This is a genomic window from Gammaproteobacteria bacterium (genome assembly GCA_022450155.1).
GTDB lineage: Bacteria > Pseudomonadota > Gammaproteobacteria > Arenicellales > UBA868 > REDSEA-S09-B13.
Window position 1 is genome coordinate 49,927 of record JAKUQR010000016.1, and the last position, 22,491, is coordinate 72,417.

Annotated in this window: 18 protein-coding genes; 14 read left to right on the plus strand and 4 right to left on the minus strand. The window is 52.7% G+C overall.

What is annotated here, in order from left to right; all coding sequences use genetic code 11:
- The first annotated feature begins 176 nt into the window (after nucleotides 1–176).
- The 7 genes from MK323_10075 (at nucleotide 177) to MK323_10105 (ending at nucleotide 9,367) form a co-directional block, all read left to right on the plus strand.
- Nucleotides 177–1,436 carry a serine hydroxymethyltransferase gene (locus MK323_10075; GenBank protein MCH2482505.1) on the plus strand — a complete coding sequence of 420 codons (1,260 nt, stop codon included), beginning with the start codon at nucleotides 177–179 and terminating at the stop codon, nucleotides 1,434–1,436.
- A 26-nt stretch (nucleotides 1,437–1,462) separates the two neighbouring features.
- A complete protein-coding gene (locus MK323_10080; protein MCH2482506.1) occupies nucleotides 1,463–2,716 on the plus strand; it encodes a sarcosine oxidase subunit beta family protein in 1,254 nt (417 codons plus the stop codon).
- A 23-nt stretch (nucleotides 2,717–2,739) separates the two neighbouring features.
- A complete protein-coding gene (locus MK323_10085; protein MCH2482507.1) occupies nucleotides 2,740–3,024 on the plus strand; it encodes a sarcosine oxidase subunit delta in 285 nt (94 codons plus the stop codon).
- The gene (locus MK323_10090; protein MCH2482508.1) at nucleotides 3,021–6,029 is read left to right on the plus strand and encodes a sarcosine oxidase subunit alpha family protein; all 3,009 of its coding nucleotides are present in this window, start codon (nucleotides 3,021–3,023) and stop codon (nucleotides 6,027–6,029) included. Before MK323_10085 ends, MK323_10090 begins: the two co-directional genes overlap by 4 nt.
- Before the next feature lie 117 nt (nucleotides 6,030–6,146).
- Complete coding sequence (locus MK323_10095; protein MCH2482509.1) at nucleotides 6,147–6,809, plus strand: hypothetical protein; 663 nt, start codon at nucleotides 6,147–6,149, stop codon at nucleotides 6,807–6,809.
- Nucleotides 6,806–7,588, plus strand: coding sequence for an SDR family oxidoreductase (locus tag MK323_10100; protein MCH2482510.1), 783 nt, complete (start codon nucleotides 6,806–6,808; stop codon nucleotides 7,586–7,588). The genes MK323_10095 and MK323_10100 overlap by 4 nt, the downstream gene beginning before the upstream one ends.
- A gap of 78 nt (nucleotides 7,589–7,666) precedes the next feature.
- Nucleotides 7,667–9,367, plus strand: a complete 1,701-nt coding sequence (locus MK323_10105) for an aldehyde ferredoxin oxidoreductase (protein ID MCH2482511.1) — start codon at nucleotides 7,667–7,669, stop codon at nucleotides 9,365–9,367.
- Nucleotides 9,368–9,402: 35 nt separating this feature from the next.
- On the opposite strand, the gene MK323_10110 is transcribed toward MK323_10105, so the two are convergent.
- A complete protein-coding gene (locus MK323_10110; protein MCH2482512.1) occupies nucleotides 9,403–10,731 on the minus strand; it encodes an FAD-binding oxidoreductase in 1,329 nt (442 codons plus the stop codon).
- A 135-nt stretch (nucleotides 10,732–10,866) separates the two neighbouring features.
- The gene (locus MK323_10115) at nucleotides 10,867–12,045 is read right to left on the minus strand and encodes an MFS transporter (protein MCH2482513.1); all 1,179 of its coding nucleotides are present in this window, start codon (nucleotides 12,043–12,045) and stop codon (nucleotides 10,867–10,869) included.
- A 180-nt stretch (nucleotides 12,046–12,225) separates the two neighbouring features.
- On the opposite strand from MK323_10115, the gene MK323_10120 reads away from it, so the two are divergent.
- Both MK323_10120 and MK323_10125 read left to right on the plus strand, forming a co-directional pair.
- Nucleotides 12,226–13,599 (plus strand): aromatic ring-hydroxylating dioxygenase subunit alpha, encoded by a 1,374-nt coding sequence (locus MK323_10120; GenBank protein MCH2482514.1) that lies wholly within the window; start codon nucleotides 12,226–12,228, stop codon nucleotides 13,597–13,599.
- Nucleotides 13,600–13,632: 33 nt separating this feature from the next.
- Nucleotides 13,633–14,658 carry a D-2-hydroxyacid dehydrogenase gene (locus MK323_10125; protein ID MCH2482515.1) on the plus strand — a complete coding sequence of 342 codons (1,026 nt, stop codon included), beginning with the start codon at nucleotides 13,633–13,635 and terminating at the stop codon, nucleotides 14,656–14,658.
- A 41-nt stretch (nucleotides 14,659–14,699) separates the two neighbouring features.
- Here the strand turns inward: MK323_10125 and MK323_10130 are convergent, their stop codons facing one another.
- Nucleotides 14,700–16,118, minus strand: coding sequence for an FAD-binding oxidoreductase (locus tag MK323_10130; GenBank protein MCH2482516.1), 1,419 nt, complete (start codon nucleotides 16,116–16,118; stop codon nucleotides 14,700–14,702).
- Nucleotides 16,119–16,320: 202 nt separating this feature from the next.
- Between MK323_10130 and MK323_10135 the strand changes: the two genes are divergently transcribed.
- The 3 genes from MK323_10135 to MK323_10145 are packed head-to-tail and all read left to right on the plus strand — an operon-like array spanning nucleotide 16,321 to nucleotide 19,896.
- Nucleotides 16,321–18,390, plus strand: a complete 2,070-nt coding sequence (locus tag MK323_10135; protein MCH2482517.1) for a molybdopterin oxidoreductase family protein — start codon at nucleotides 16,321–16,323, stop codon at nucleotides 18,388–18,390.
- Nucleotides 18,391–18,427: 37 nt separating this feature from the next.
- Nucleotides 18,428–19,156, plus strand: coding sequence for a dienelactone hydrolase family protein (locus MK323_10140; protein ID MCH2482518.1), 729 nt, complete (start codon nucleotides 18,428–18,430; stop codon nucleotides 19,154–19,156).
- The gene (locus tag MK323_10145; protein ID MCH2482519.1) at nucleotides 19,117–19,896 is read left to right on the plus strand and encodes a pentapeptide repeat-containing protein; all 780 of its coding nucleotides are present in this window, start codon (nucleotides 19,117–19,119) and stop codon (nucleotides 19,894–19,896) included. The genes MK323_10140 and MK323_10145 overlap by 40 nt, the downstream gene beginning before the upstream one ends.
- 25 nt (nucleotides 19,897–19,921) lie before the next feature.
- Here MK323_10145 and MK323_10150 read toward each other — a convergent pair whose 3' ends face one another.
- Nucleotides 19,922–21,157, minus strand: coding sequence for an MFS transporter (locus MK323_10150; GenBank protein ID MCH2482520.1), 1,236 nt, complete (start codon nucleotides 21,155–21,157; stop codon nucleotides 19,922–19,924).
- A 154-nt stretch (nucleotides 21,158–21,311) separates the two neighbouring features.
- Here MK323_10150 and MK323_10155 point away from each other — a divergent pair, with 154 nt between their 5' ends.
- The gene (locus MK323_10155) at nucleotides 21,312–22,103 is read left to right on the plus strand and encodes an inositol monophosphatase family protein (GenBank protein ID MCH2482521.1); all 792 of its coding nucleotides are present in this window, start codon (nucleotides 21,312–21,314) and stop codon (nucleotides 22,101–22,103) included.
- 118 nt (nucleotides 22,104–22,221) lie between these two features.
- Nucleotides 22,222–22,491, plus strand: a 270-nt coding sequence (locus tag MK323_10160) for an amino acid ABC transporter substrate-binding protein (GenBank protein MCH2482522.1), incomplete at its 3' end; no start/stop codon positions are given.

A 22,491-nucleotide genomic window follows, 5' to 3' on the forward strand; every position in this document is an offset into this window, starting at 1 on the left:
TGTCTTTGTTGGGGTTATTCGTTAGCTCCACTAGAATTCGAGGTCACAGGCCTGTCGGCAGGCTATGACCGAATGCCCAAGGGGTTGTGTCAACTGCGCAGCGAACAAAAGTTGATATGCCGGTCCATATCAGATGAAGCTGCATCAGCCAGTGTACTTTTCACGAGGTGATAACGATGTTTAGGATGACAGAACGTATAGAAGGTTATGATGAGAAATTGTGGGCTGCGATGCTGAATGAGAGACAGCGTCAGGAAGATCACATAGAACTGATCGCCTCTGAGAACTACACCAGCCCCCGAGTACTTGAAGCCCAGGGATCGGTGCTTACCAATAAGTATGCAGAAGGATATCCAGGCAAACGGTACTATGGCGGGTGCGAATATGTGGATGTGGCTGAGCAGTTGGCCATAGATCGCGCGAAAGAACTTTTTGGTGCGGCCTACGTAAATGTCCAGCCACACTCAGGGTCCAGCGCTAATGCAGCAGTCTATATGGCACTTGCGGAGCCCGGTGACACCATTCTTGGTATGAGTCTCGCACACGGTGGCCATTTAACCCATGGTGCTGCGGTGAATTTTTCCGGAAAGCTGTACAACGCCGTGCAATATGGGTTGAATGACGAAAACGGAGAAATCGATTATGATCAGGTAGAAAGCCTGGCGAAGAAAAACGAACCTCGGTTAATTATGGCGGGGTTTTCAGCCTATAGCCGCATTGTTGACTGGGCAAGATTCCGGGAGATAGCAGATTCCGTCGGTGCATACCTTGTCGTCGATATGGCGCATGTCGCCGGCCTCGTAGCAGTAGGACTCTACCCCAGTCCAGTTTCAATTGCTGATGTCACCACCACCACAACGCACAAGACGCTGCGTGGCGCCCGTGGCGGCATGATTCTGGCCCGCGCAAATGAAGCCGTCGAAAAGAAGCTGAGCTCGTTGGTGTTCCCGGGTACTCAGGGCGGTCCGCTAATGCACGCGATTGCAGGAAAGGCGGTTGCATTGAAAGAGGCGCTTGAACCAGGGTTCAAGCTCTACCAACAGCAGGTGATCAGTAATGCGCAGGCGATGGCAGATTCGTTTATTGAAAGAGGGTACAAGATTGTGTCGGGTGGTACCGATAACCACCTGTTTTTGGTTGATCTGATCGGTAAGGATATCACCGGCAAGGATGCAGATGCGGCGCTCGGCAGGGCTTATATCACGGTCAACAAAAATTCCGTACCCAATGATCCTCGCTCACCATTCGTCACGAGCGGGATTCGTATCGGCACGCCAGCCAGTACCACACGAGGATTTGGTGAGATTGAGATGCGACAGGTTGCGGACTGGATCAGCGATATCCTTGATCACATGGGTGATGAGAGTGTGGTGGACAATGTGCGAACACAGGTATTGGATTTGTGTTCACGTTTTCCGGTGTACGCAGACAAATAGTCAGACCACTCTTTTCTTTAGCGTAGATGAAAAATAAGTACTCGATTTTCAGCCTGGTACGAAACGCATTCAGTTATCATCAGAACTGGCCCGAGGCTTGGCGGAGTCCGGATCCTAGACCTGCTTACGATGTGATCATAGTGGGTGGAGGTGGGCACGGCCTTGCGACTGCTTACTACCTGGCAAAAGAACATTCGATTGCCAGAATCGCGGTACTCGAAAAGGGCTGGATCGGTGGTGGAAATACCGGTCGCAACACCACAATAGTTCGTTCCAATTATTTGTGGGACGAGGCTGCCTGTCTTTATGAAAAATCACTGAAGCTGTGGGAGGGACTCAGTCAGGAACTGAACTACAACGTCATGTTCAGTCAGCGCGGAGTGATGAACCTCGGTCATTCGCTTCAGGATTTGCGGGACATTGTTCGACGTTCCAGCGCCAATCTGCTAAACGGAATCGACAGCGAAGTGCTGACCCCCGCCCAGATCAAGCAGATCGAACCGACTATTAATATTTCGCAACAGACACGTTACCCAATTCTTGGCGCGTCGTTCCAGCCCCGCGGAGGTGTTGCCCGTCATGACGCGGTCGCCTGGGGCTTTGCGCGGGGTGCGGACCGATATGGGGTCGATATCATTCAGAACTGCGAGGTGACTGGTATCCGTCAGAAAAATGGATCGGTGACAGGCGTTGAAACAACTCGCGGTTTCATTGCAGGATCCAAGGTCGGTATTGTTGCAGCCGGTCATTCGAGTGTGCTGGCAGACTATGCTGGTCTGCGGATGCCTATCGAGAGTCACCCTCTACAGGCACTGGTTTCGGAGCCTTTAAAGCCTGTGCTCAATACGGTGATTATGTCGAATGCTGTCCACGGCTACATCAGCCAGTCCGATAAAGGCGAACTCGTGGTTGGTGCCGGCATAGATCCTTATATCGGGTATGGCCAAAGGGGCAGCTATTCGGTTATCGAAGGAAATATCGCTGCAATTGTCGAGCTCTTTCCGAATTTCAGCAGAGTCAAAATGCTTCGGCAGTGGGGTGGAATTGTTGATGTCTGCCCAGATGCCTGCCCCATTATTTCACTGACACCCGTAAAAGGTTTGTATTTTAACTGTGGCTGGGGTACGGGAGGATTCAAGGCAACACCGGGTTCGGGCTGGGTGTTTGCTTACACAATCGCACGCAACACGCCGCATGAATTGAATGCAGCATTCGATCTCAACCGATTTTACACGGGCGCTTTGATCGATGAACACGGGGCTGCCGGTGTTGCGCACTGATCTTGGTTTACAGGAGGGGCTGAATGCTGAGGATTGACTGTCCCTGGTGTGGGCCACGTGACCAGACGGAGTTCAGTTACGGGGGTGAAGCCCACATTGTAAGACCGGCGCAGCCTGAAACGCTTTCCGATGAAGCCTGGGGCGACTATCTGTTCAATCGCAAAAACACAAAGGGCAGATTTCTCGAACAGTGGTGCCACACAGCGGGTTGCCGCCGCTGGTTCAATGCCGTCAGAGACAGCCAGTCCTATCAAATCGAGGCGGTATACAGGATCGGTGAGCAGCCGCCAGAGGGTATAGTCAAGTGAAGGCCCAGCGTCTTCCATCTGGTGGCCGAATCAACCGCGGCCGACCCATAGAGTTTTCATTTAATGACCGTAATTACCAGGGCTTTGAAGGCGATACCCTGGCATCGGGATTATTGGCCAACGGGTTGCGGCTCTTTGGCCGCAGTTTCAAGTACCATCGTCCGCGAGGTGTATTCGGAAGTGGATCCGAAGAGCCGAATGCGATTGTCCAGCTGGGGGAGGGCGCGTCGACAGTACCAAATCTAAAGGCGACACAGGTTGAATTGTTTGATGGGTTATCAGCATCGACTGTTGTCGGCTGGCCGAGTCTTCAATTTGACCTGTACGCGATCAACAATCGAATTGGCCGCTTATTGCCAGCGGGGTTTTACTACAAAACGTTTATGCGCCCTCGTTTCCTGTGGGGCTGGTATGAGGGTCACATACGGCGCGCAGCTGGACTGGGCCATGCACCCACTGGGCCTGACAACGACCGATATGACAAGCGAAACGCACATTGCGATGTATTGGTTGTCGGTGCCGGACCCGCCGGGCTGATGGCTGCGCTGGTTGCGGGTCGCTCAGGTGCCCGAGTCATTGTTGCAGATGAACAAGCTGAAATGGGTGGTGACCTGCTCTCTAGTACACAGTATGTGTCGGGCATCGCCGCATGGGCGTTTCTGGAAGGTTTACTGAAGGAATTGTCTTCGATGGACAACGTGTTACTGCTGCCCCGAAGCACCGTCTCAGGTTATTACGACCATAATTTTCTGGTGATTAACCAACGGCGTACCGACCACCGGGGTAGCATGGGCAACACTGTTGCCAGAGAACGCAACTGGCGGGTTCGAGCTCGCCAGGTCGTACTGGCCACCGGGGCCATAGAACGGGGCCTGGTGTTCGCTGACAATGACCGCCCGGGTGTCATGCTGTCTTCAGCGGTTCGAACGTACATCAATCGTTACGCTGTTCGACTTGCCAGTACTGGGGCTGTTTTTACGAACAACGACTCAGCCTATCAAACCGCTGTCGACATGCACGATGCTGGTATGGAGGTAAAAGGCCTCATAGACATTCGGCACAAACCACCCGAGGAGCGGCTTTCGCAAATGGACGCGCTGGGTATTCCGGTCTACGCGGGGCATGGTGTCGGCGGCACGAAAAGCAGTCGACGGGGTTTGAGGGCTGTGGAATTATGCCGGCTATCGCCCGACGGTCGGGACGTACTGGCCCAAAAGGGTTTGCTGGACTGCCAACTGCTCGCGATTTCCGGGGGTTGGAATCCGGCGATTCACCTTCACTGTCAGTCTGGTGGTCAGCCCAGATACGATGACAGTCGAGCCTGCTTCCTACCTGGTGATTCTGTGCAGTCCGAACGGTCTGCTGGGTCAGCCCGAGGCAGTTTTCAACTGGATAACTGCCTGAGAGACGGAATTGATGCCGCGAAAAATGCACTGCGAGAGACGGGTCAAGTGCCCGTGAACATAGATTATCCTTTTGTCTCAGGGGGAGTTGGTTCAGGTATAGAACCGATGTGGAACGTCCCTGATGGTGTTTTGCCGGGCCGTGGCGGCAGGAAATTTGTGGATTACCAGAATGACACAACAGTTGCGGACATCGTACTCGCAGCACGAGAGGGGTACCGCTCTATAGAGCATGTTAAGCGATATACCGCTCTGGGCTTTGGTACTGATCAGGGTAAGACCGGAAATATAAATGGCTTGGCAATACTTGCCGAACACTTGGGGCAGTCTATCCCGGCCACCGGTACCACTACGTTCAGACCCAACTACACTCCGGTGACCTTCGGTGCTATCGCAGGTCGAGAATTGGGGGCTGTACATTTCGATCCTGTCAGAAAAACCCCTATGCATCATTGGCATGTGGCTCGCGGTGCAGTTTTTGAGAACGTTGGGCAGTGGAAGCGGCCGTGGTATTACCCTGAACCCGGCGAAACTATAGAGAGTGCCGTAAGCCGGGAGTGCCTGGCTACACGAAAAGGTGTCGGTCTGTTGGATGCCTCTACACTTGGAAAGATAGAAATTCGCGGCAGCGATGCAGCTGAATTTCTTAATCGAATCTATACCAACGCCTGGTCGAAGCTCGAGATTAACCGATGTCGCTATGGGTTAATGCTCGGAGACGATGGCATGGTCATGGATGATGGCGTCAGTTCCAGGTTGAGTGAAAACCATTACTACATGACCACTACGACCGGCGGTGCGGCACATGTCCTGGCGTGGATGGAAAGATGGCACCAGACCGAATGGCCAGAGTTAAAGGTGTATTTCACCTCGGTCACTGACCGCTGGGCTGTCGCCAGTATAGCCGGACCCAATAGCCGGTTACTGTTGGGGCAGCTTTGTTCTGATATTGATTTATCTGTGGACGCTTTCCCCTTTATGAGTCTGCGGGAAGGTACAGTGGCCGGTATCACTGCACGGGTATTCAGGATCAGTTTCAGCGGGGAACTGGCTTATGAAATTAACGTGCCTGCGGACGACGGTGTTGCTCTGTGGGAATCATTGATGGAGGCTGGCGGCGAGTTTGATATTACACCCTATGGCACGGAAACCATGCATGTCCTGCGGGCTGAGAAGGGATATGTCATCGTTGGGCAGGATACTGACGGCTCTGTGACACCGGCTGACCTTGGTATGGATTGGATAGTTTCAAAAACCAAAGACTTCATCGGTAAGCGGTCACTTGTTCGTTCAGACATGTTGCGCGAGAACCGAAAACAATTCGTGGGACTCGTTACCGATCAGCCGGCGACGGTACTACCTGAAGGCACGCAGCTGGTTAACGAACCATCAACGGAATATCCGGTGCCAATGACGGGTCATGTAACGTCGAGTTACTACAGTCCTGTCTTAGGTCATTCGATTGCCTTGGCACTGGTTAAAGGTGGGCGCAGTCGGCTGGGCGGCTCCGTTTATGCCCCGACACTGGACGGTCAGCTCATCAAGGCGACTATTACAAACTCGGTGTTTTATGACCCGGAAAACAAGCTGCATAAAACCTAAGCCGGCCGGAACAGGCTATCCGTGGCGCGGATCATTTCTGCGACTGCTATGAAACTACTTAATTGAAGACGCCCGGAGACTGGCTGAATGAACAGAGAACCAGATAAATGAGTTTTAATGGCCGAGTGTTGGCAGACCATGACTATACCCGGTAGTAAGTATTCCCCTTTTGAGGAGATCGATTGGAAGACATCTTTTCAGGGTGTTACCGGCGACTATGGTGTCTGGTTCAGCGAAATCAACGTGACTCAATTTGTCAATCTGCGTGGTGACAGCACTCATCCTCGGTTTTTCGACGGAGTCCAGCGAGTGACCGGAATTGAGCCGCCGGTTAGCCCAAACACTGTTGTCAGATCAGGAGGCCTGTGTTGTCACTGGCTGAGTCCAGATGAGTGGCTGATGACAGTTGAGAACCCCCAAGTCTCAATAACACAAGATCTTGAGGACACCCTGTCCGGGTTGCACGTGGCGGTAACCGATCTGACCGGTGGCCAGTCGCTGCTGCGTATAGGTGGCGTTCAGTCCCGGGATGTACTGTCGGCTGCGTGTACGCTGAACCTGCATCCCGACGTGTTTGCGCAGGGGAGTTGTGCTCAGACCATTTTGGCGCATGCGAATGTTCTGATTACGCCCGTCTCGCAGTGTTCAGGCGACTTTGTTTTCGATGTGGTGGTCCGGCGCAGCTACGCCGATCACCTGATTCGCTGGCTGATGGACGCGGCATATGAGAGTGGTTTTGAGTTCAGGTCGGATGATGACTCAGGGCCGGGACGTTCATGACTCAGCTGACCGGGTTGAATAACAAGCGTGTGCTCGTAACTGCCGCCGCGAGTGGCATAGGCTTGTCTATTGCTGAGTCATTTCTCGGGGCGGGCGCGAAGGTATTCGTATGTGACAACGACGCCGATGCGGTCGCCGGATTGGAACATCAGAAGACCGGTCTATATGCCCGTGTCACCGACGTGTCGCGGCCACGTGAGGTGGAAGATCTTTTCAGTGAGATCGAATCCAAACTCAGCGGCTTAGATATACTCGTGAATAATGCGGGTATCGGTGGGCCTGTAGGTTCGTTAGAGACAGCGCCGGAATCGGAATGGGTCAAAACCATCGAGGTCAATCTTCTGGGGGCTTACTATTGTTGCCGGCATGCAATACCGCTGCTCGAAGGGTCCAAAGGCGGTTCTATCGTTAATCTTTCGTCAAGTGCCGGTCTTTATGGGGTCCCGAATCGGACGCCCTATGTGTCTTCCAAGTGGGGATTGATCGGCCTGACAAAATCATTGGCTGCCGAACTCGGGCAGAGAAGCATCCGGGTTAATGCGATCTGTCCAGGTTCAGTCGAAGGTAAAAGAATTGACCGTATTATTGCGGCTGAAGCGAGTTTACGAGGTGTCGATCAAAACACCGTAAAAGGAGAGTTTGTCGATACCAATTCGATGAAGGTATTTATTGATAAAGAAGACGTAGCAGCGTTGGTCTTGTTTTTGTGTTCTAAACAGGGACGCTATATCTCGGGACAGGCAATAGGCGTTGACGGCAATACGGAAGTGAAGTGGTAGATAGACTTCCCCAGTAAGCCGTGGGGCAGTGCTAAAATGTTGGTGTTAAAACACTAAATCTGTCAGGGGAATCGAAACATGCGTGAGTATCTTCACATTGACCTGAATAGTCGGACAGTAGATCGGAATGAGCTACACGGTGAAGCCATTGCCCGGAGTGGCCGCTATTTGATAGCAAAGACATTGGTCGAATGTGGGGCTGCTGGGGTGGATCCGTTGTCGCCTGAAAATCCTCTGATTTTCTCTGCTGGGCCCTTCGCTGGCACCAACTTCTCCAACGCGAACCGTCTGAGTATAGGCTGCAAGAGTCCTTTGACCGGGGGTATCAAGGAAGCGAATGCCGGCGGTACCTTTGGATTCGCGTTAGGCCAGCTCGGTATGGCCGGTTTTACCCTGCACGGTGTGTCGGATGATTGGATAGTGATCCATATTTCGAAAGAGGGTGAAATAACGTATGACCCGGCCGAACCTTATATGGGTCTGGGCAACTTTGAAGCCGCTGCTCGACTGCACGAGCGGTACGGCAAGAAGGTCAGTATAGGCTTGTGTGGTCCAGTCGGTGAGTACGGTGGACTACTGGCAGGAATCTCCTTCAGTGATACTGACCTGCGTCCTTCTCGACTCGCAGCTAGAGGCGGGGTCGGCGCTGTCATGGCGAGTAAGCGCGTTAAAGCGGTGGTCGCGGATCTAAATCGTATGCCCAAACTGCATGACCGAAAGAAAGTGATGGGGGCTGTGAAGGCCTATAACGCCAAGCTTGACAAGGATGAAATCGCTCAAAACATGGCGACTTATGGAACCGCATTGATGGCCGACGTCCAGAATTATCTAGGCGGTCTGCCTGTGCGTAACTTTAGTGAGGGCCGAATTGTTGAAGATGATGAGACCATGGCCATGGGCGGACAGCATATCCGGGAGCTGCAACTGGAACGAGGCGGTCAGACCGCCCATGCCTGTATGCCCGGCTGCACCATCGAGTGCAGCAATGTTTATGTCGATAAAGACGGTAACGAACTGACGTCTCCTGTGGAATATGAAACACTGGGTTTGTTGGGCACCAACTGCGGCTTGAAAGACCCGGATGACCTGGCCCGTCTCAATTTCATCGCGAATGATCTTGGGATAGACACGATAGAAACCGGTGCAATGATCGCGGTACTGATGGACGCTGGCCTGGGTAAATTTGGCGACGTTGGGTTTATGGAAGAAGTACTCGAAGAGATCAGGATAGGTTCTGAGAACGGACGACTGTGGGCGCAAGGAACAGGACGTGTTGGGGCGCACTACAAGGTCGAGAGAGTTCCCGTGATCAAGCAACAGGCGATCAGTGCCTATGACCCAAGGGTTGTCGAGGCGACTGGTATAACCATGATGGTAACTGCGCAGGGTGCCGACCATACAGCAGGCAATGTACCGAAGTTGGACTGCACCGATATGACCGTCGACGAAGTCGTCGCCGCCAGTTTGGAGTCTCAGTTGGTAATGGCCAGTTCCGATTCTTTGGGGTTATGTATTTTTGGACGCGGGGTAACGGATACCAACGTCGCATTCGTAATCAACGCCATTAACGACGCGCATGGTACGGAATTGACAGAAGAGTTTTACACTGAATTGGGCAGAGAAACTCTCGCTCTTGAGCATCAGTTTAATCGTGATGCCGGATTTACCGACGCCGATGACGAATTACCGTCGTTTTTCTACACCGAACCTCTGTCTCCGACCGGAAAGGTGGCCCGTTTCCATGCGCCTGAGGTCAATCAGTCACTGGGCCACTCGTAAAGAACGTAACGGGAAAAAACTTTTAGAATTCGTTTTCAGATACCTACGATGGGATGAATGCGGGAGCCATCGCTGAATCTTGAAAACTGAAACGGTGTCGGATCAACGAGCGGCTCAGAGGCGGTGGCAACATCTGCAGCCAGTTGACCTGCGGCGGGACCAATGCCAAATCCATGTCCCGACAGCCCAGTCGCCAGAAAGAAACCCGGCAGGCTGTCGACAGGAGAAATGACAGGTACGGCGTCGGGTGTCGCATCAATCAGCCCCGCCCAACTCTCGACGACCTCAATATCTTGAAACGCTGGAAAAGCATGAGCGAGGTTTCGCTTGCTTTTGTCCAGTGTGCTTTGAATGGGTATCGGATCCAGGGTTCGGATCTGTTCGAAAGGGGACTGTTCATCGAGCGACCACCTTTTTTTCTGCTGCCACTCGGTCTTAAAGCGGCTCGTCCAGGTGGGGCGTAGAATATTTCGGGCCATCCAGGCCAACGGCAGAAAGTCTTTCAGGAAACGAAAAGAATCTGGGACGATGTCAAAATTAGAAATGCTCCCATGGGAGACGGTATAACCTCCATCCAACCGTTTTCGAATTGCAAATCCCGCGCCGGTGACAGATCTTTCGGGCGCATTATTCAGCGGTGCAGTGCGAAACACAGACCCAATTGTCATCAGCAAAGGCAGACTTAGCCCAAGGTTCCGGCAAAACGTGCTGGACCAGGCACCGCCGGCCAGAATTACAGTACTGCATCGCAATGAGTCGTTTTCAGTGACGATTGCCGATATTCGCCCGCCGCTCGTTTCTATACCGCGCACAGCAGTTTGCGTGAAAAGTTTTGCCCCCAGTTGGCGCGCTGCCCGAGCCATAGCGGGTGCTGCAATGGTGGGTTCGGCTCGGCCGTCGGTCGGTGTATAAAGTCCACCAACCCACTGTTTGTTTGATCCCGGCAGCAGTTCATTGATTTCTTTGCTGGACACCATCCGGGATTCGACACCATGTGCGAGTCCGTGCTGTAGCCATGCTTCACGGTTTGCAACGTCTTTGGGCGTATTGGCCAGGTAAAGAATGCCGCATTGCCTGAATCCAACGTCACAACCGGTGCGTTGGTGCATCTTGCGCCAGAGTGCAAGCGACTCAATGATCAGGGGCAGTTCGCGCGGGTCCCGGCCCTGTTGACGGCACCAACCCCAGTTTCGTGACGACTGTTCACCTGCGATGTACCCTTTCTCGAACAAAACAACCGGTATTCCACGCTCCGCCAGTGTCAGGGCGGTTGATACGCCGATAATACCGCCGCCAATAATAGCCACTTCGGTTGAATCCGGCAGTTGCTGGTCGGACGGTACTGGGTCCACATGAGGGGGCATGAGTGCTGTTAGATCGAATATGGCCGGCACAAATATTATGTCACCATCTGCCGGCCAAAACGACGGCAGTCGTCAGAAAAGAAATCACTCTGCGGCTGTCTTTGACAGCAGACAAGAATCTTTCGTTCCCTGGGTTTAAGTTCTCGACAGTTTCTGTGCAAAAAACAGACCAAACATTCCGACTAGGGCGAGCAGACCCGTGGCTTTAATGACGGTGGTGTAGCCCGCAAAGCTCCAGATAAGACTCGATAAGCCTGGTCCGAATGCAAAACCGAGCATGTGCGCAATGGATACCATGGCTGAGATCGTGCCAAAGTTTGCGCTACCCAGTAGGTCGGCTGTTACCGTCGGTTTGGCAATGCTGCCGGTCCCCGCAGATCCACCCTGGAGACACACGAATAGAAAAAGAATAAGGGTTGCGGTACCGGCGAAGGCCAGATGAATACTGGCAAGTGATAAGCCGATAAAGGAACCGATACAAATAAGCAGCATGGATATGTGACGCTCGACTGCAACTAGAACAAGACGGCCGAGCACCTGGGCTGCGCCGATCGACGATGCCGCAACAATGGCATGGCCGGGAGATACACCTCGGCTGTCCAGTAGCGGCAGTATGTGACTGATAATCATGCTGTGATTCAACGAAAAGCATGCAAATGCGACAACCAGGCACCAGAACGTGCGTGACTTCAATAATGGGATAGCGACAGCCCTGAGTGGTGTCTGACGGATAGCTGGCCGGGCGTCTTTCTGGGCAGGTTTGCTGGATGCCCCATACCAGAACAATGGAACTGCGAGCCCGCAGATCAGAAGCGAGAATAGCCAGACACTTGCCTGCCAATTAATGTTTTCAGCGATGACACTGGACAGTGGAAAGCATAAGGTGCCGGCAAATCCAGCGACCAGGGTGACCATGATGATGGGTCGTTTCGCCTCGGGGTAATAGACACGTGTCAGGAAGGCAAAGCAGGGTTCATACAGGCAACCGGCCATCGTGAATCCGATGAGTAGCCAGATGAGATAGAACTGCCAGAGATGTTGGACCAGGGGCAGCATCGAAATCAGCAAACCACCCATGAAAGCGCTCAGAGTTAATACGGTCCGACCATGTCCCCGGTCGATCAAGCGACCCACAAAAATGCTGGTCCCCGCGGAGATGATCAGTCCACCAGTGAATCCAAAGGTGAGTTCGACCCGAGACCAGCCAAAGTGCGCTTCCCATCTCATCAGCATTGCCGGAAACAGGTAAAAGATGCCGGCCCAGGAAATGGTTTCAGCTATGGCGAGGCTCCAGACCTTTGGATTTTTCCACATATCGGTTTGTCTGGTTGTGTGAAGGTAGGTGATTGTAGTCCTGAGTAAGCGGCTGATGTACAGTCAGCACCCCAGTCGGTATGCTGGTTACCGGCACTCATGACAGCTCTTTATGAAATACTGCGTGAGAAACGGAAAGGCGGTTCGATCCATGTTCAATGATGATACGGATTATTGTTTATGTTAGGAGATGGTCATCATCGAAAGTCCGGGGATTACCGGGGTTATGATCTTCGGCTGTCGACTGAAATTGACGACGAGCTGGTCCGTGTAGGGCGCGGTACACCCTGCGGCGAATACCTGCGTCGGTTCTGGCATCCGTTTTTTCTATCTTCCGAACTCGAAGATCGACCTGTGGTCGTCAGGATACTGGGCGAAGAGCTGGTGCTGTTCAGAGACCGATCAGGTCGTCTAGGGCTGGTCCACAAGCGCTGCCCACACCGCCAAGCATCCCTTGAGTTTGGGCGCTGTGAGGACAAAGGCATACGATGCTGTTATCACGGCTGGCAATTCGATGTGGATGGCAGTCTTCTGGATGCCCCCGGGCAGTCGCCAGCGCTTAACCGCCGTCTGCAGGACCGGATACGACTGGGCGCCTATCCGACGGTCGAACATCAAGGCCTGATTTTTACTTATCTCGGACCTCCGGCTCAGCAGCCAGAATTCCCTATCTTTGACGCCATGACATTCGGAGAGATGGAGCGTGTACCCTATGCAGCGCCCTTTCGTTGCAACTGGCTTCAAGTCCTCGATGCAATCCTAGATCCTCTGCACACGAGTTTTTTGCATTCCTCTATTGGCCGTGTCCAGTTCTCAGAGGGTTTCGGCGAAGTGGGTCAAACGGACTTCTTTGATCACGGTGCATGGCTGTTGGGTGTAAATACCCGGCGAGTGTGCGACAACGTTTGGCTGCGGGTCAATGAACTGGTATTGCCCAACTTCACACAGGCTGGCAGTGCGTTTGCGGCAGACGGTACACAAGTCCGTTACTATGGCCGCAGTTCGTTTACACGCTGGGTTGTCCCTCTGGATGACCAAAATACCACCTGTTTCGCTTGGGCAAATTTCGGCAGTCGCGGCGATCCGGCAGAGTGGAACACGCCGGAAGGGCCGGAGCTTATCGAGCAGGGGGAGGTGTTTGAGCGTTCTTATGAAGACAAACAGAGATCTCCGGCCGATGTTGAGGCAGTGGAAGGGATGGGTCCGATCACAATCCATGCCAATGAAAATCTCGTAGTCAGTGACAAGGGTATCGCTCTAATGCGCAAGCGACTTCGGGATGAAATTAAAAAGATCAGTGAAGGAGGGCGGCTGCTAAGAGCACAAAAAAACTCGGACGGTGTCGTGCCCACTTATGGCGGTGATACGGTGTTGAGGATGCCTGGCCAGAATTCTGGCGATGAGGATATACTTTTCAGTCGCCTGGCACACGCATTTATGGCAATTCAGTTCGATACTTCCGATAAATCTGATCTCGATCGACAGGCTGAGGTTATCGAGAAATTCCAGAGGCTGGAACAGACAGGGCTTGGCGGGTTTGTCGCTGAGCAGTGACAAATCGTAATTCCAGAGCAACAAGAGTGCATTATGGGTACCGACAAACTGCGTGTGCATGTTAAGAATAATCACGCATCACCGAAAACCTTCCCACCTACGAAAGAGGGTGAGGTGGTTTTCACAATCACCGAGGAACGGTTTCAGGCAGCCTGCGATAAGTACCCTGATATAGCCAGACAGATTGAGGTGTTTATCGACTGGGACCTGGATCGGTTTTCGGAGTCAATGCAGACGGCCGGTGTTCTCGTGGCCTGGGATCTGCCGACCGAGGACCTGGCCAGGGTTGCGCCCAATCTCCAGTGGATTCATATCATTGGTGCCGGTGTTGAACATCTTTGGCCGATGGACTGGCTTCCCGATGACGTTACGATGGTCAATAACCGAGGTACTCATGCAGCAAAAGGGGGTGAATTCGGCCTGATGTCGATACTGATGCTGCACAGTCGGTTGCCTGCAATCATCGGCAATCAGAAAACCGCGACTTGGAGTTCGCTATTTTCGGGGTCGGTTTCCGGTAAGACCGTGGTCGTGATTGGGGTTGGACACATTGGCACTTCCGTTGCACGCCGCTGCAAAGCACTTGGATTGAACGTCATCGGTATCAGTCGCCACGGTCGGCCTGTGTCGGGAGTTGACGGTGTGCTCACCCCTAAAAATCTGGATTCCGTATTGCCCGCTGCAGATTTTGTGGTGCTGGCGGTACCCCTCACCACCGAAACCCGAAATCTCTTCGACCTTCGACGGCAGGCACTGACTAAACCAGGGGCCGGTATAGTCAACATCGGCCGAGCGGCGACCATGGATTATCAGGCGCTGGTCGGCAATCTCCAGTCAGGACACTTTTCCGGCGCAATCCTCGACGTGTTTGATGAAGAGCCCCTACCTGAGGGTTGTAGTCTGTGGCATACGCCGAATCTTATCGTGACCCCTCATATTTCAGCCGATGATGGAAACACGTACGTCGAAATGACACTGGATCTGGTGTTTGGCAACCTGGAAAGGCATCTACGCGGAGAACCGCTCAATAATGTAGTTGATCCAGAACTGGGTTACTGAGTACGGCGTAGCTAGCCAGTGTTGTCAGGCACAGAGTTGGATTACGGCAGCACCTTCCCTGGATTCATAATATTGGTGGGGTCAATGGCTTGTTTTATCGCACGCATCACCGACAGACCCGCGGGGTCTTTGTAGGATGACATTTCATCCAGTTTCAGAATGCCGACCCCATGTTCGGCGCTGAATGATCCGCCGAGTTCGTGAACCAGGTCGAATATGAGTTCATCAAACTCGGGTAAACGGGCCTGAAAAGCTGTGCTGGCTATATCGTCAGGCTGGAACAGGCTTAGGTGAATGTTGCCGTCACCAACGTGGCCGAAGGCGTATGGCCGGATACCTGCCATTCGCGACTGAGCGAGCGCACCGGCCCGTTCGATAAACTCCGGAACCTGTGAGATCTTCACGGATACGTCGTAGGTGTAGCGTTCTCCTGCCATGGGCTGGGCCTCGACCAATCCCTCTCGAATTTTCCAGATCTGCGCTGTCTGCGTTTCACTGGCTGAAATGACAGCATCGGTAATGATCGCCTTATCCAGAGCGTTTTCCAGTGTGCTCTCCAGTGTCGCGCGCAGATCTGAACCACTGGCGGTGCTGCTATAGACCATAATGATGTGCCAGTCGCTGGTTGTCGATAAAGGCCTTCGGCAACCCGGTACATATTTTTCCGCGAGTTCTATTCCGAATCGGGGTATGAGTTCAAAGCTTGACAGTGTACCGCCGCTGTCTATTCGAGCAGCGGTAAGCAGTGTTAGGCATGAGTCTAGGTCTTTCAGGGCGACGAATGCTGTTTCGGCCTGTCGTGGCTGGGGAACAAGTTTGAGTACAGCTGCTGTGATTATGCCAAGGGTTCCTTCTGAACCTACCAGCAGGTTGCGCAGATCGTAACCGGTATTGTTTTTTCTCAGTTCGTTCAGATCACTCCAAATCTGTCCGTCAGGCAATACGGCTTGCAGCCCTAAAACCTGCTCGCGGACATTGCCATAACGCAGTACATTGGTACCGCCGGCATTTGTCGACAGGTTGCCACCGATCTGGCAACTGCCTTCTGCACCAAGGCTAAGAGGAAAATAGCGGTCGGCCTCGGTTGCGGCCTGTTGGATGTCGGCGAGAATACAACCGGCTTCTACCGTCATGGTGTCATTAACCGGGTCTATGTCAGTAATTCGATTCAAACGCTTGAGGTTTAATACGATCTGACCGTGTTGCGAAACCGCTCCGCCGCACAGACCGGTGTTACCGCCCTGTGGAACGATTGGCATGTGCCTGGCGGCACAGAGCTTTACGACAGATGCGACCTCGGTTGAATTGGCTGGGAGGACGACTGCATCGGCATCACTTGTATAGTTTCCACGTCGTTCTTCAAGGAATTCAGCCATTGCACCGGCTTCGTTCAGAACATTTTTCGGCCCGACAATATCGGCGATATCAGTGATAAAGTTCTGAATGTTGATGGTTGGCACGGGCTTGAATATGACCTGAGGCTGAATCAGCAGGCTGAGGTCATTATAGTCACGTTGTACCGGTTACTGTTACGATGGGGAAATCGGATAAGTCACTTGCTTAGAGATGCGGGTTTGATACACCCTTCGGCGGAGAATAGAACTCAAATGCCTCCAGTAGACGGAACGTTTTTTGTAATTGATCTGCAGCACTCCATGTGCCATGAATAAGCCGATTTTCCATAGTGCCTGTCCGCATGATTGCCCATCTACCTGCGCACTTGAGATCGAGCTGGGCCAGGATGGTCAAATTGATCGGGTTCGTGGGGCGATCGAGAACTCTTATACCAATGGTGTTATCTGCAGCAAGGTCGCACGATACAGCGAGCGGATTCATCATCCAGACCGGTTGACTCAGCCTTTGCGGCGTAAGGGCGGTAAACAATCGGGTGATTTCGAACAGATCAGCTGGGAGAGCGCACTCGATGAAACAGCAGACCGGTTGTTGAAGGAGGAGCAGCGTTACGGTTCAGAGGCCATATGGCCTTATTTCTTTGCCGGCACAATGGGGCTGGTTATGCGCGATGGGATCGATCGACTCCGCCATGCGAAGCGCTACTCCGGGGAACACAAGACCATCTGTACAACCCCTTCCTTCAATGGATTTATAGCAGGTACCGGGAAACTTGCCGGTGTCGACCCGCGGGAAATGGCAGACTCCGACCAAGTGATTATCTGGGGTACAAATGCCGCCAGTACTCAGGTCAACGTAATGAGCCATGTACTTAAGGGAAGGCAGCAACGCGGTGCCCGTCTTGTGGTTGTTGATACGTACAACAATGCCACGGCCAAACAAGCGGACCTGTTTGTATGTGTACGACCAGGTACAGATGGTGCGCTGGCTTGCGGCATCATGCATGTGCTGTTCAGGGATGGCTATGCTAACTGGGAATATCTGACTCAATATACCGATGATCCTGAAGGACTCGAACAACACCTTAAATCCAGAACGCCCGAATGGGCTTCGACGATATGCGGTGTAGATGTAGCAATCATAGAGAAGCTTTCACACATGATCGGCAGCACCCCCAGGACTTATTTTCGACTCGGTTATGGCTTTGCTCGTCAACGTAACGGTGCGTTTAACATGCATGCGGTCGCTTCTATCGCTGCCGTCACAGGTAGTTGGTTAAATCGTGGCGGTGGCGCGTTTCACAATAACGGCGACATTTATCACTGGGATAAAACGCTGATTGAAGGACTGGATGTGTGTGATTCAGACATACGGGTTCTCGATCAATCACGTATTGGTGCGATCCTGACAGGCGATATTCAAGATATCGGGGATGGCCCACCCGTAACCGCGCTGTTCATCCAAAACACCAACCCAATGTCGGTCGCGCCTGACCAAAACAAGGTGCATGAGGGGTTTTTTCGTGACGATCTGTTTATTTGCGTCCATGAGCAGTTCATGACTGAAACTGCGATGGTGGCTGATATCGTGCTGCCGGCGACGATGTTTCTTGAGCACGATGACGTCTACCAAGGCGGTGGTCACCAGCACATTATTCTGGGGCCGAAAATAATCGACCCTCCGGAAGGCTGTCGATCGAATCACGAAGTTATCTGTGAACTCGCTCACCGACTGGGCGCGAAACACCAGGGATTTCATATGAGTGCCCGTGAACTCATCGATCAGACCCTGCAGGACTCTGGTTGGGGTAGCCTGGAACAGCTTGAAGGGAGTCGATGGATTGACTGTCAACCGGCGTTTGAAGAAGCTCACTACGTCGGTGGTTTTGCGCATAAAGACAAAAAATATCATTTCTCGCCCGACTGGGCTGAACTCGAGCCGCAAGGTTTTGGCCCGAAAGATAGTGTCATCCCGAAATATCCTGACCATGTGGCGGTGATCGAGGAATCGACCGCTGACATGCCGTTTAGATTGGTGACGGCACCAGCACGTCATTACCTTAACTCTTCGTTTAATGAAACACCGACTTCAATTCGGCGGGAAAAACAGCCGACTGTTATGGTGCATCCGGAGGATTTGAGTGCAATCGGCGTCCACAACGGGGACGAAGTGCGTATCGGGAATTCGCGAGGCGAGTTGACGATTGCAGTTGAGCAGTTCGGGGGAGTGCAAAAGGGTGTGGTGATCGTCGAGAGTATCTGGCCGAACAGAGCCTTTAAAGAAGGCAAGGGTATCAATGTCTTGACCGGTGCTGACCCAATCGCACCGACCGGTGGTGCGGCGTTCCACGACAATCGCATATGGATCCGCCCGCTTTGAGGACCAGCCGTCCACCGAATCTGCAAAGGAGAGAGAGATGACAATCAAAACACAAACGTTGTCTTATACCGCGGGTCAGGATGGGTTAAAGGGGTATATAGCATACGACGACGCAAACGAGAGCCCTGGGCCGGGCGTGATGGTCATTCATGAGTGGTGGGGGCTGGATGACTACATCCGCACTCGTGCGGATAGGCTGGCCGAGCTCGGGTATACGGCATTGGCGATCGATATGTACGGTAATGGCGATACTGCGGGTAATCCGAATGAAGCCGGTGCAATGATGAACGCGGTACTGGGTGATATGGAGACGGGTACATCCCGCCTGAAAGCGGCCCACGAAGTGTTGTGTGCTCAGTCGATGGTCGATGAAACCCGCACAGCCGCGATCGGCTATTGTTTTGGCGGTGCTATGGTTCTGCATATGGCCAGAATCGGTATGCCGCTTAAAGCGGTGGTCAGTTTCCATGGTGCGTTGAGGTCATTCCACGCCCCGGCAGCAGGAGAAATTAAATCCAAAATTCTGATTTGTCACGGTGCCGCGGATAGCCTGGTACCGGAAAGTGATATAGAGGTGTTCAACACGGAGATGGCGACCGCTCAAGCGAATGTCAAATTCGAATCCTATGAGGGAGCTCTGCACGGATTTACCAACCCAGATGCAACGGAGCGAGGACGAGCCTATGGTTTACCTCTGGCCTATGACGAGAGTGCTGACCATGCATCATGGTCCTCGATGCAGGCTCTATTGAACGAGGCATTCTGACAGCCGAGTCTGTGCCCATCAGACCTCAAAGTGCCACAATAAACGTTTTCTGTATTCTTGGTTATTCCAGATTCGTTCTCTATGCTTTAAGTCTGTCTTTCGTGTTGCTGCTCTCAGGGTGTGAAAACGATCTCGAAAAGCTCAATAGCAGTCATAGTTGTGTTCGGTGCTACCTGAAGGGCGTGGATCTGACAGGGGCTGATCTGCAAGGCGCTAATCTTAACTGGAGCTTCCTAGAACAAGCGCGCCTAGATAATGCGAATCTGACTGATGCCAATCTAAACGGTGCCCGACTTGCAGGTGCCAGCTTGCAAAGAACCGTTATGGTCGGTGCGGATATTCGCAAAGCCATCCTGGTCGAGGCAATAATGAACAAGGCTGATCTACGCCATGCCAATCTAAGCGAATCAGTTATGAGTTATGCCCAGTTGACTGGAGCGGCCCTTGACAGGGCCAACCTGACAGCGGTTGTGCTGGATCACGCCGATCTGAGAGGGGCATCTCTGAGAAGTGCCGTACTGTTCCAGGCTGATCTGACAAGTGCCAATCTGTACCAGGCGGATCTGACGCTGGCGAACCTGCGCTGGGCCGTGCTTGAGCAGGCCGATCTGCGGGATGTTGACCTATCGTATGCAGATCTCGGTCATGCGAAGCTTGAATACGCTGATCTAACCGGGGCGCTGTGGATAGATTCGATCCACCGCTGTAGCAACCAGAATTGCGATGGAAAGGCCTATTGAGCGGCGGTTGAGCGGCGTAACTCGGTCAAACCGGTTCGGGTCTAGGTTGCGATTGCCAGTAACGAACGTTCAAGAAGCCGATGATCACGAGGTTAACGATATTGGCGGCCACACCTGTCAGGAATGCGTCAGCGTAGTGGCCGCTTAGATCAAAAAACTGACCGCCCAGCCAGCTTCCAAGTGCCATGCCGATCGTTCCAAACAACAGGACAATACCAATCCGCATGCCGATGCGTGTAGCTGGTAGTAGGTGGCGCATGATGATCGTATAGGCCGGAACGATACCGCCAAAGGCAAGGCCAAAATATATCCCGATCAGGTAAAGCTGAGTAATATCCTGAGCGAGTACAAATAGAAAGACTGCAAAGGCCTGGAGAAGTGATCCTGTGAACAGGGTCAATAGACCACCGATGCGGTCAGATATCCAGCCCCAGACCAGGCGGCTGACAATCGAGCAGGCAAGCGCCAGAGCCAAAACTTCAGCACCTTGTGCACGGGTAAAGCCGAGATCCGTCACGTGGGAAACCAGATGGACCGTGGGTATAGACATGGAAACGCAACAACCCACAATAGCGATAGACAGGAGACCGACGAGCAGGTTGGGGGACATGCCCAGTGAATGGACAGTCCGAATCGGCACTGTGGACGCAGTCATCACTTTGGCGGTGCCGGGCGGTCTACGTCGAAGCACCAGGGTGGCAGGAAGAAGACAGACGAGAAAAGCCCCATAGTACAGGAACGTGGTTCGCCACCCCAACGCTTCGGTGACCTGGGTAAACACAGGAATCCAGATTGCGCCTGCTACGCCCTGACCCGTGGCGACGATGCCCACCGCAAGGCCTCGACGACGATCAAACCAGTGTGTGATATTTGCAAGCAAGGGCACGAACAATGCGGAATTACCAAGTAATCCCATCAGAATCCCGTGGGCTATCAGAAAGGTAACAAAGCTTTGGCTGGTACCGGCAACAATGGTGCCAATGGCTGTCATCACTATACCCACCGCAGCGGGCAGTGCGACGCCGATGCGATCTGACCACCAGCCCATGAAAATCCCACCGACACCCATACCTAGAAAAAGGATCGAATAGGCAGAAGATGTGAATGATCTCGGCCAGCCGAATTCTGCTGAAATACTCTTAAGCGATACAATGGTGATGTAGTAGCTCGACGCACACATGGCGATAATGGCGAAAGAGACAAAGACCACCACCCAGCCGTAGCCGGTCTCTAACGTGGAGGAGTTTGTGCGAGCTATCAACAGGGTGTTCTGGCCATCATAGATGTGCTGGCGCTACAGATAGATCAGCGCGCGTAGACAGTATAGGTAATCGTGCTGTAAAAAAGTTGCTAATTAACAACAAGGCGATAACGGAACAATCAGCTCTTGTGAGTTAAGCTAGAGGCACCGGTTAATGAAAAACGAAACAAAAGAACTGATGCGGTTTGCTGAGTTACTGGCTGATACTGCTCGCAGTATTTGCCTGAAAGCGCTGCGGCACAAACAGAACTTTTCATTGAAAACCGATAACAGCATGGTAACAGAAACCGATCTAGCGATTGAGAGCAGACTGAGAGAATTGATCGGTCAGCGTTATCCAGAACACGGAATATATGGAGAGGAGTACGAAAACGAGAATATTGATGCCACACATGTGTGGGTCCTTGATCCTATCGATGGGACGACTGCATTTGTGGCGGGTATTCCTGTTTATGGGACCTTGGTCGGTCTGGCGCGTGAGGGCAAACCCTTTATCGGCATAATCGACCATCCCGCGTCGGATGATCGCTGGGCCGGTGTAACTGATGGAACCACCTGGATGAACGGTAAAGTGGTTCGAACACGAAAATGCGAGACACTGGAAAGTGCGTTCATGACTTGCAGTAACCCCGACTTTTTCGATGACAAAGAGTTGCTGCGATTCTCCAGCCTTCGCAATCAAGTGCTGTATACCCAGTACGGGGGGAGTTGTTACGCCTATGGTGTGTTGGCCTCCGGCCGGACCGATGTTGCGATTGATTCAAAATTGGATCCTGTCGACGTTTATGCGTGTGCTGCTGTCATCAGTGGCGCAGGTGGTCGGATGACTGACTGGTCGGGAAAAGCGTTGAGCCTCCAGTGGTCGGGTCAGGTACTGGCTTGTGGTGATCCTGAACTGCAGGCAAAAGTAGTCAACCTGTTGATAAGGCTCCAAGCGACGAACTGAAATCAGCCTTGGGGCGGCAGATTACGAATCCAAATTCAACGTGCTACAATTTCTGTGCAGTATCAAGTAATGTAATATATTACTTCTTTAAACAATTGAAACCTAGGAGGTTTTGGTAATGAAAGTGATGAAGCTACTCGCCGCTGCTGCGGTGATGATGGGTATGGCTTTTGCAGGGTCGTCAACTGCAGTGGCCGAAAGTACCCTGGATATTGTGAAGAAGCGAGGTCACCTGCGTTGTCAGGTGGGTCAGCCTTCACCTGGTTTTTACAATCTGGACAAAGACGGCAACTGGTATGGCAGTGACGTAGCAGTTTGTCAGACGATCGCTGCGGCGATTTTTGGTGATTCCAGCAAGGTGGAGTACCAGTCAGTCTCTACACCTCAG

Excerpts from the sequence above, each read along its gene's own strand:
- MK323_10080 (MCH2482506.1), top strand. The coding sequence starts at position 1,463 with ATGAAAAATAAGTACTCGATTTTCAGCCTGGTACGAAACGCATTCAGT.
- MK323_10100 (MCH2482510.1), top strand. The coding sequence starts at position 6,806 with ATGACTCAGCTGACCGGGTTGAATAACAAGCGTGTGCTCGTAACTGCC.
- MK323_10095 (MCH2482509.1), top strand. The coding sequence starts at position 6,147 with ATGGCCGAGTGTTGGCAGACCATGACTATACCCGGTAGTAAGTATTCC.
- MK323_10140 (MCH2482518.1), top strand. The coding sequence starts at position 18,428 with ATGACAATCAAAACACAAACGTTGTCTTATACCGCGGGTCAGGATGGG.
- MK323_10085 (MCH2482507.1), top strand. The coding sequence starts at position 2,740 with ATGCTGAGGATTGACTGTCCCTGGTGTGGGCCACGTGACCAGACGGAG.
- MK323_10075 (MCH2482505.1), top strand. The coding sequence starts at position 177 with ATGTTTAGGATGACAGAACGTATAGAAGGTTATGATGAGAAATTGTGG.
- MK323_10125 (MCH2482515.1), top strand. The coding sequence starts at position 13,633 with ATGGGTACCGACAAACTGCGTGTGCATGTTAAGAATAATCACGCATCA.
- MK323_10135 (MCH2482517.1), top strand. The coding sequence starts at position 16,321 with ATGAATAAGCCGATTTTCCATAGTGCCTGTCCGCATGATTGCCCATCT.
- MK323_10120 (MCH2482514.1), top strand. The coding sequence starts at position 12,226 with ATGTTAGGAGATGGTCATCATCGAAAGTCCGGGGATTACCGGGGTTAT.
- MK323_10145 (MCH2482519.1), top strand. The coding sequence starts at position 19,117 with ATGGTCCTCGATGCAGGCTCTATTGAACGAGGCATTCTGACAGCCGAG.
- MK323_10115 (MCH2482513.1), bottom strand. The coding sequence starts at position 12,045 with ATGTGGAAAAATCCAAAGGTCTGGAGCCTCGCCATAGCTGAAACCATT.
- MK323_10105 (MCH2482511.1), top strand. The coding sequence starts at position 7,667 with ATGCGTGAGTATCTTCACATTGACCTGAATAGTCGGACAGTAGATCGG.
- MK323_10155 (MCH2482521.1), top strand. The coding sequence starts at position 21,312 with ATGAAAAACGAAACAAAAGAACTGATGCGGTTTGCTGAGTTACTGGCT.
- MK323_10110 (MCH2482512.1), bottom strand. The coding sequence starts at position 10,731 with ATGCCCCCTCATGTGGACCCAGTACCGTCCGACCAGCAACTGCCGGAT.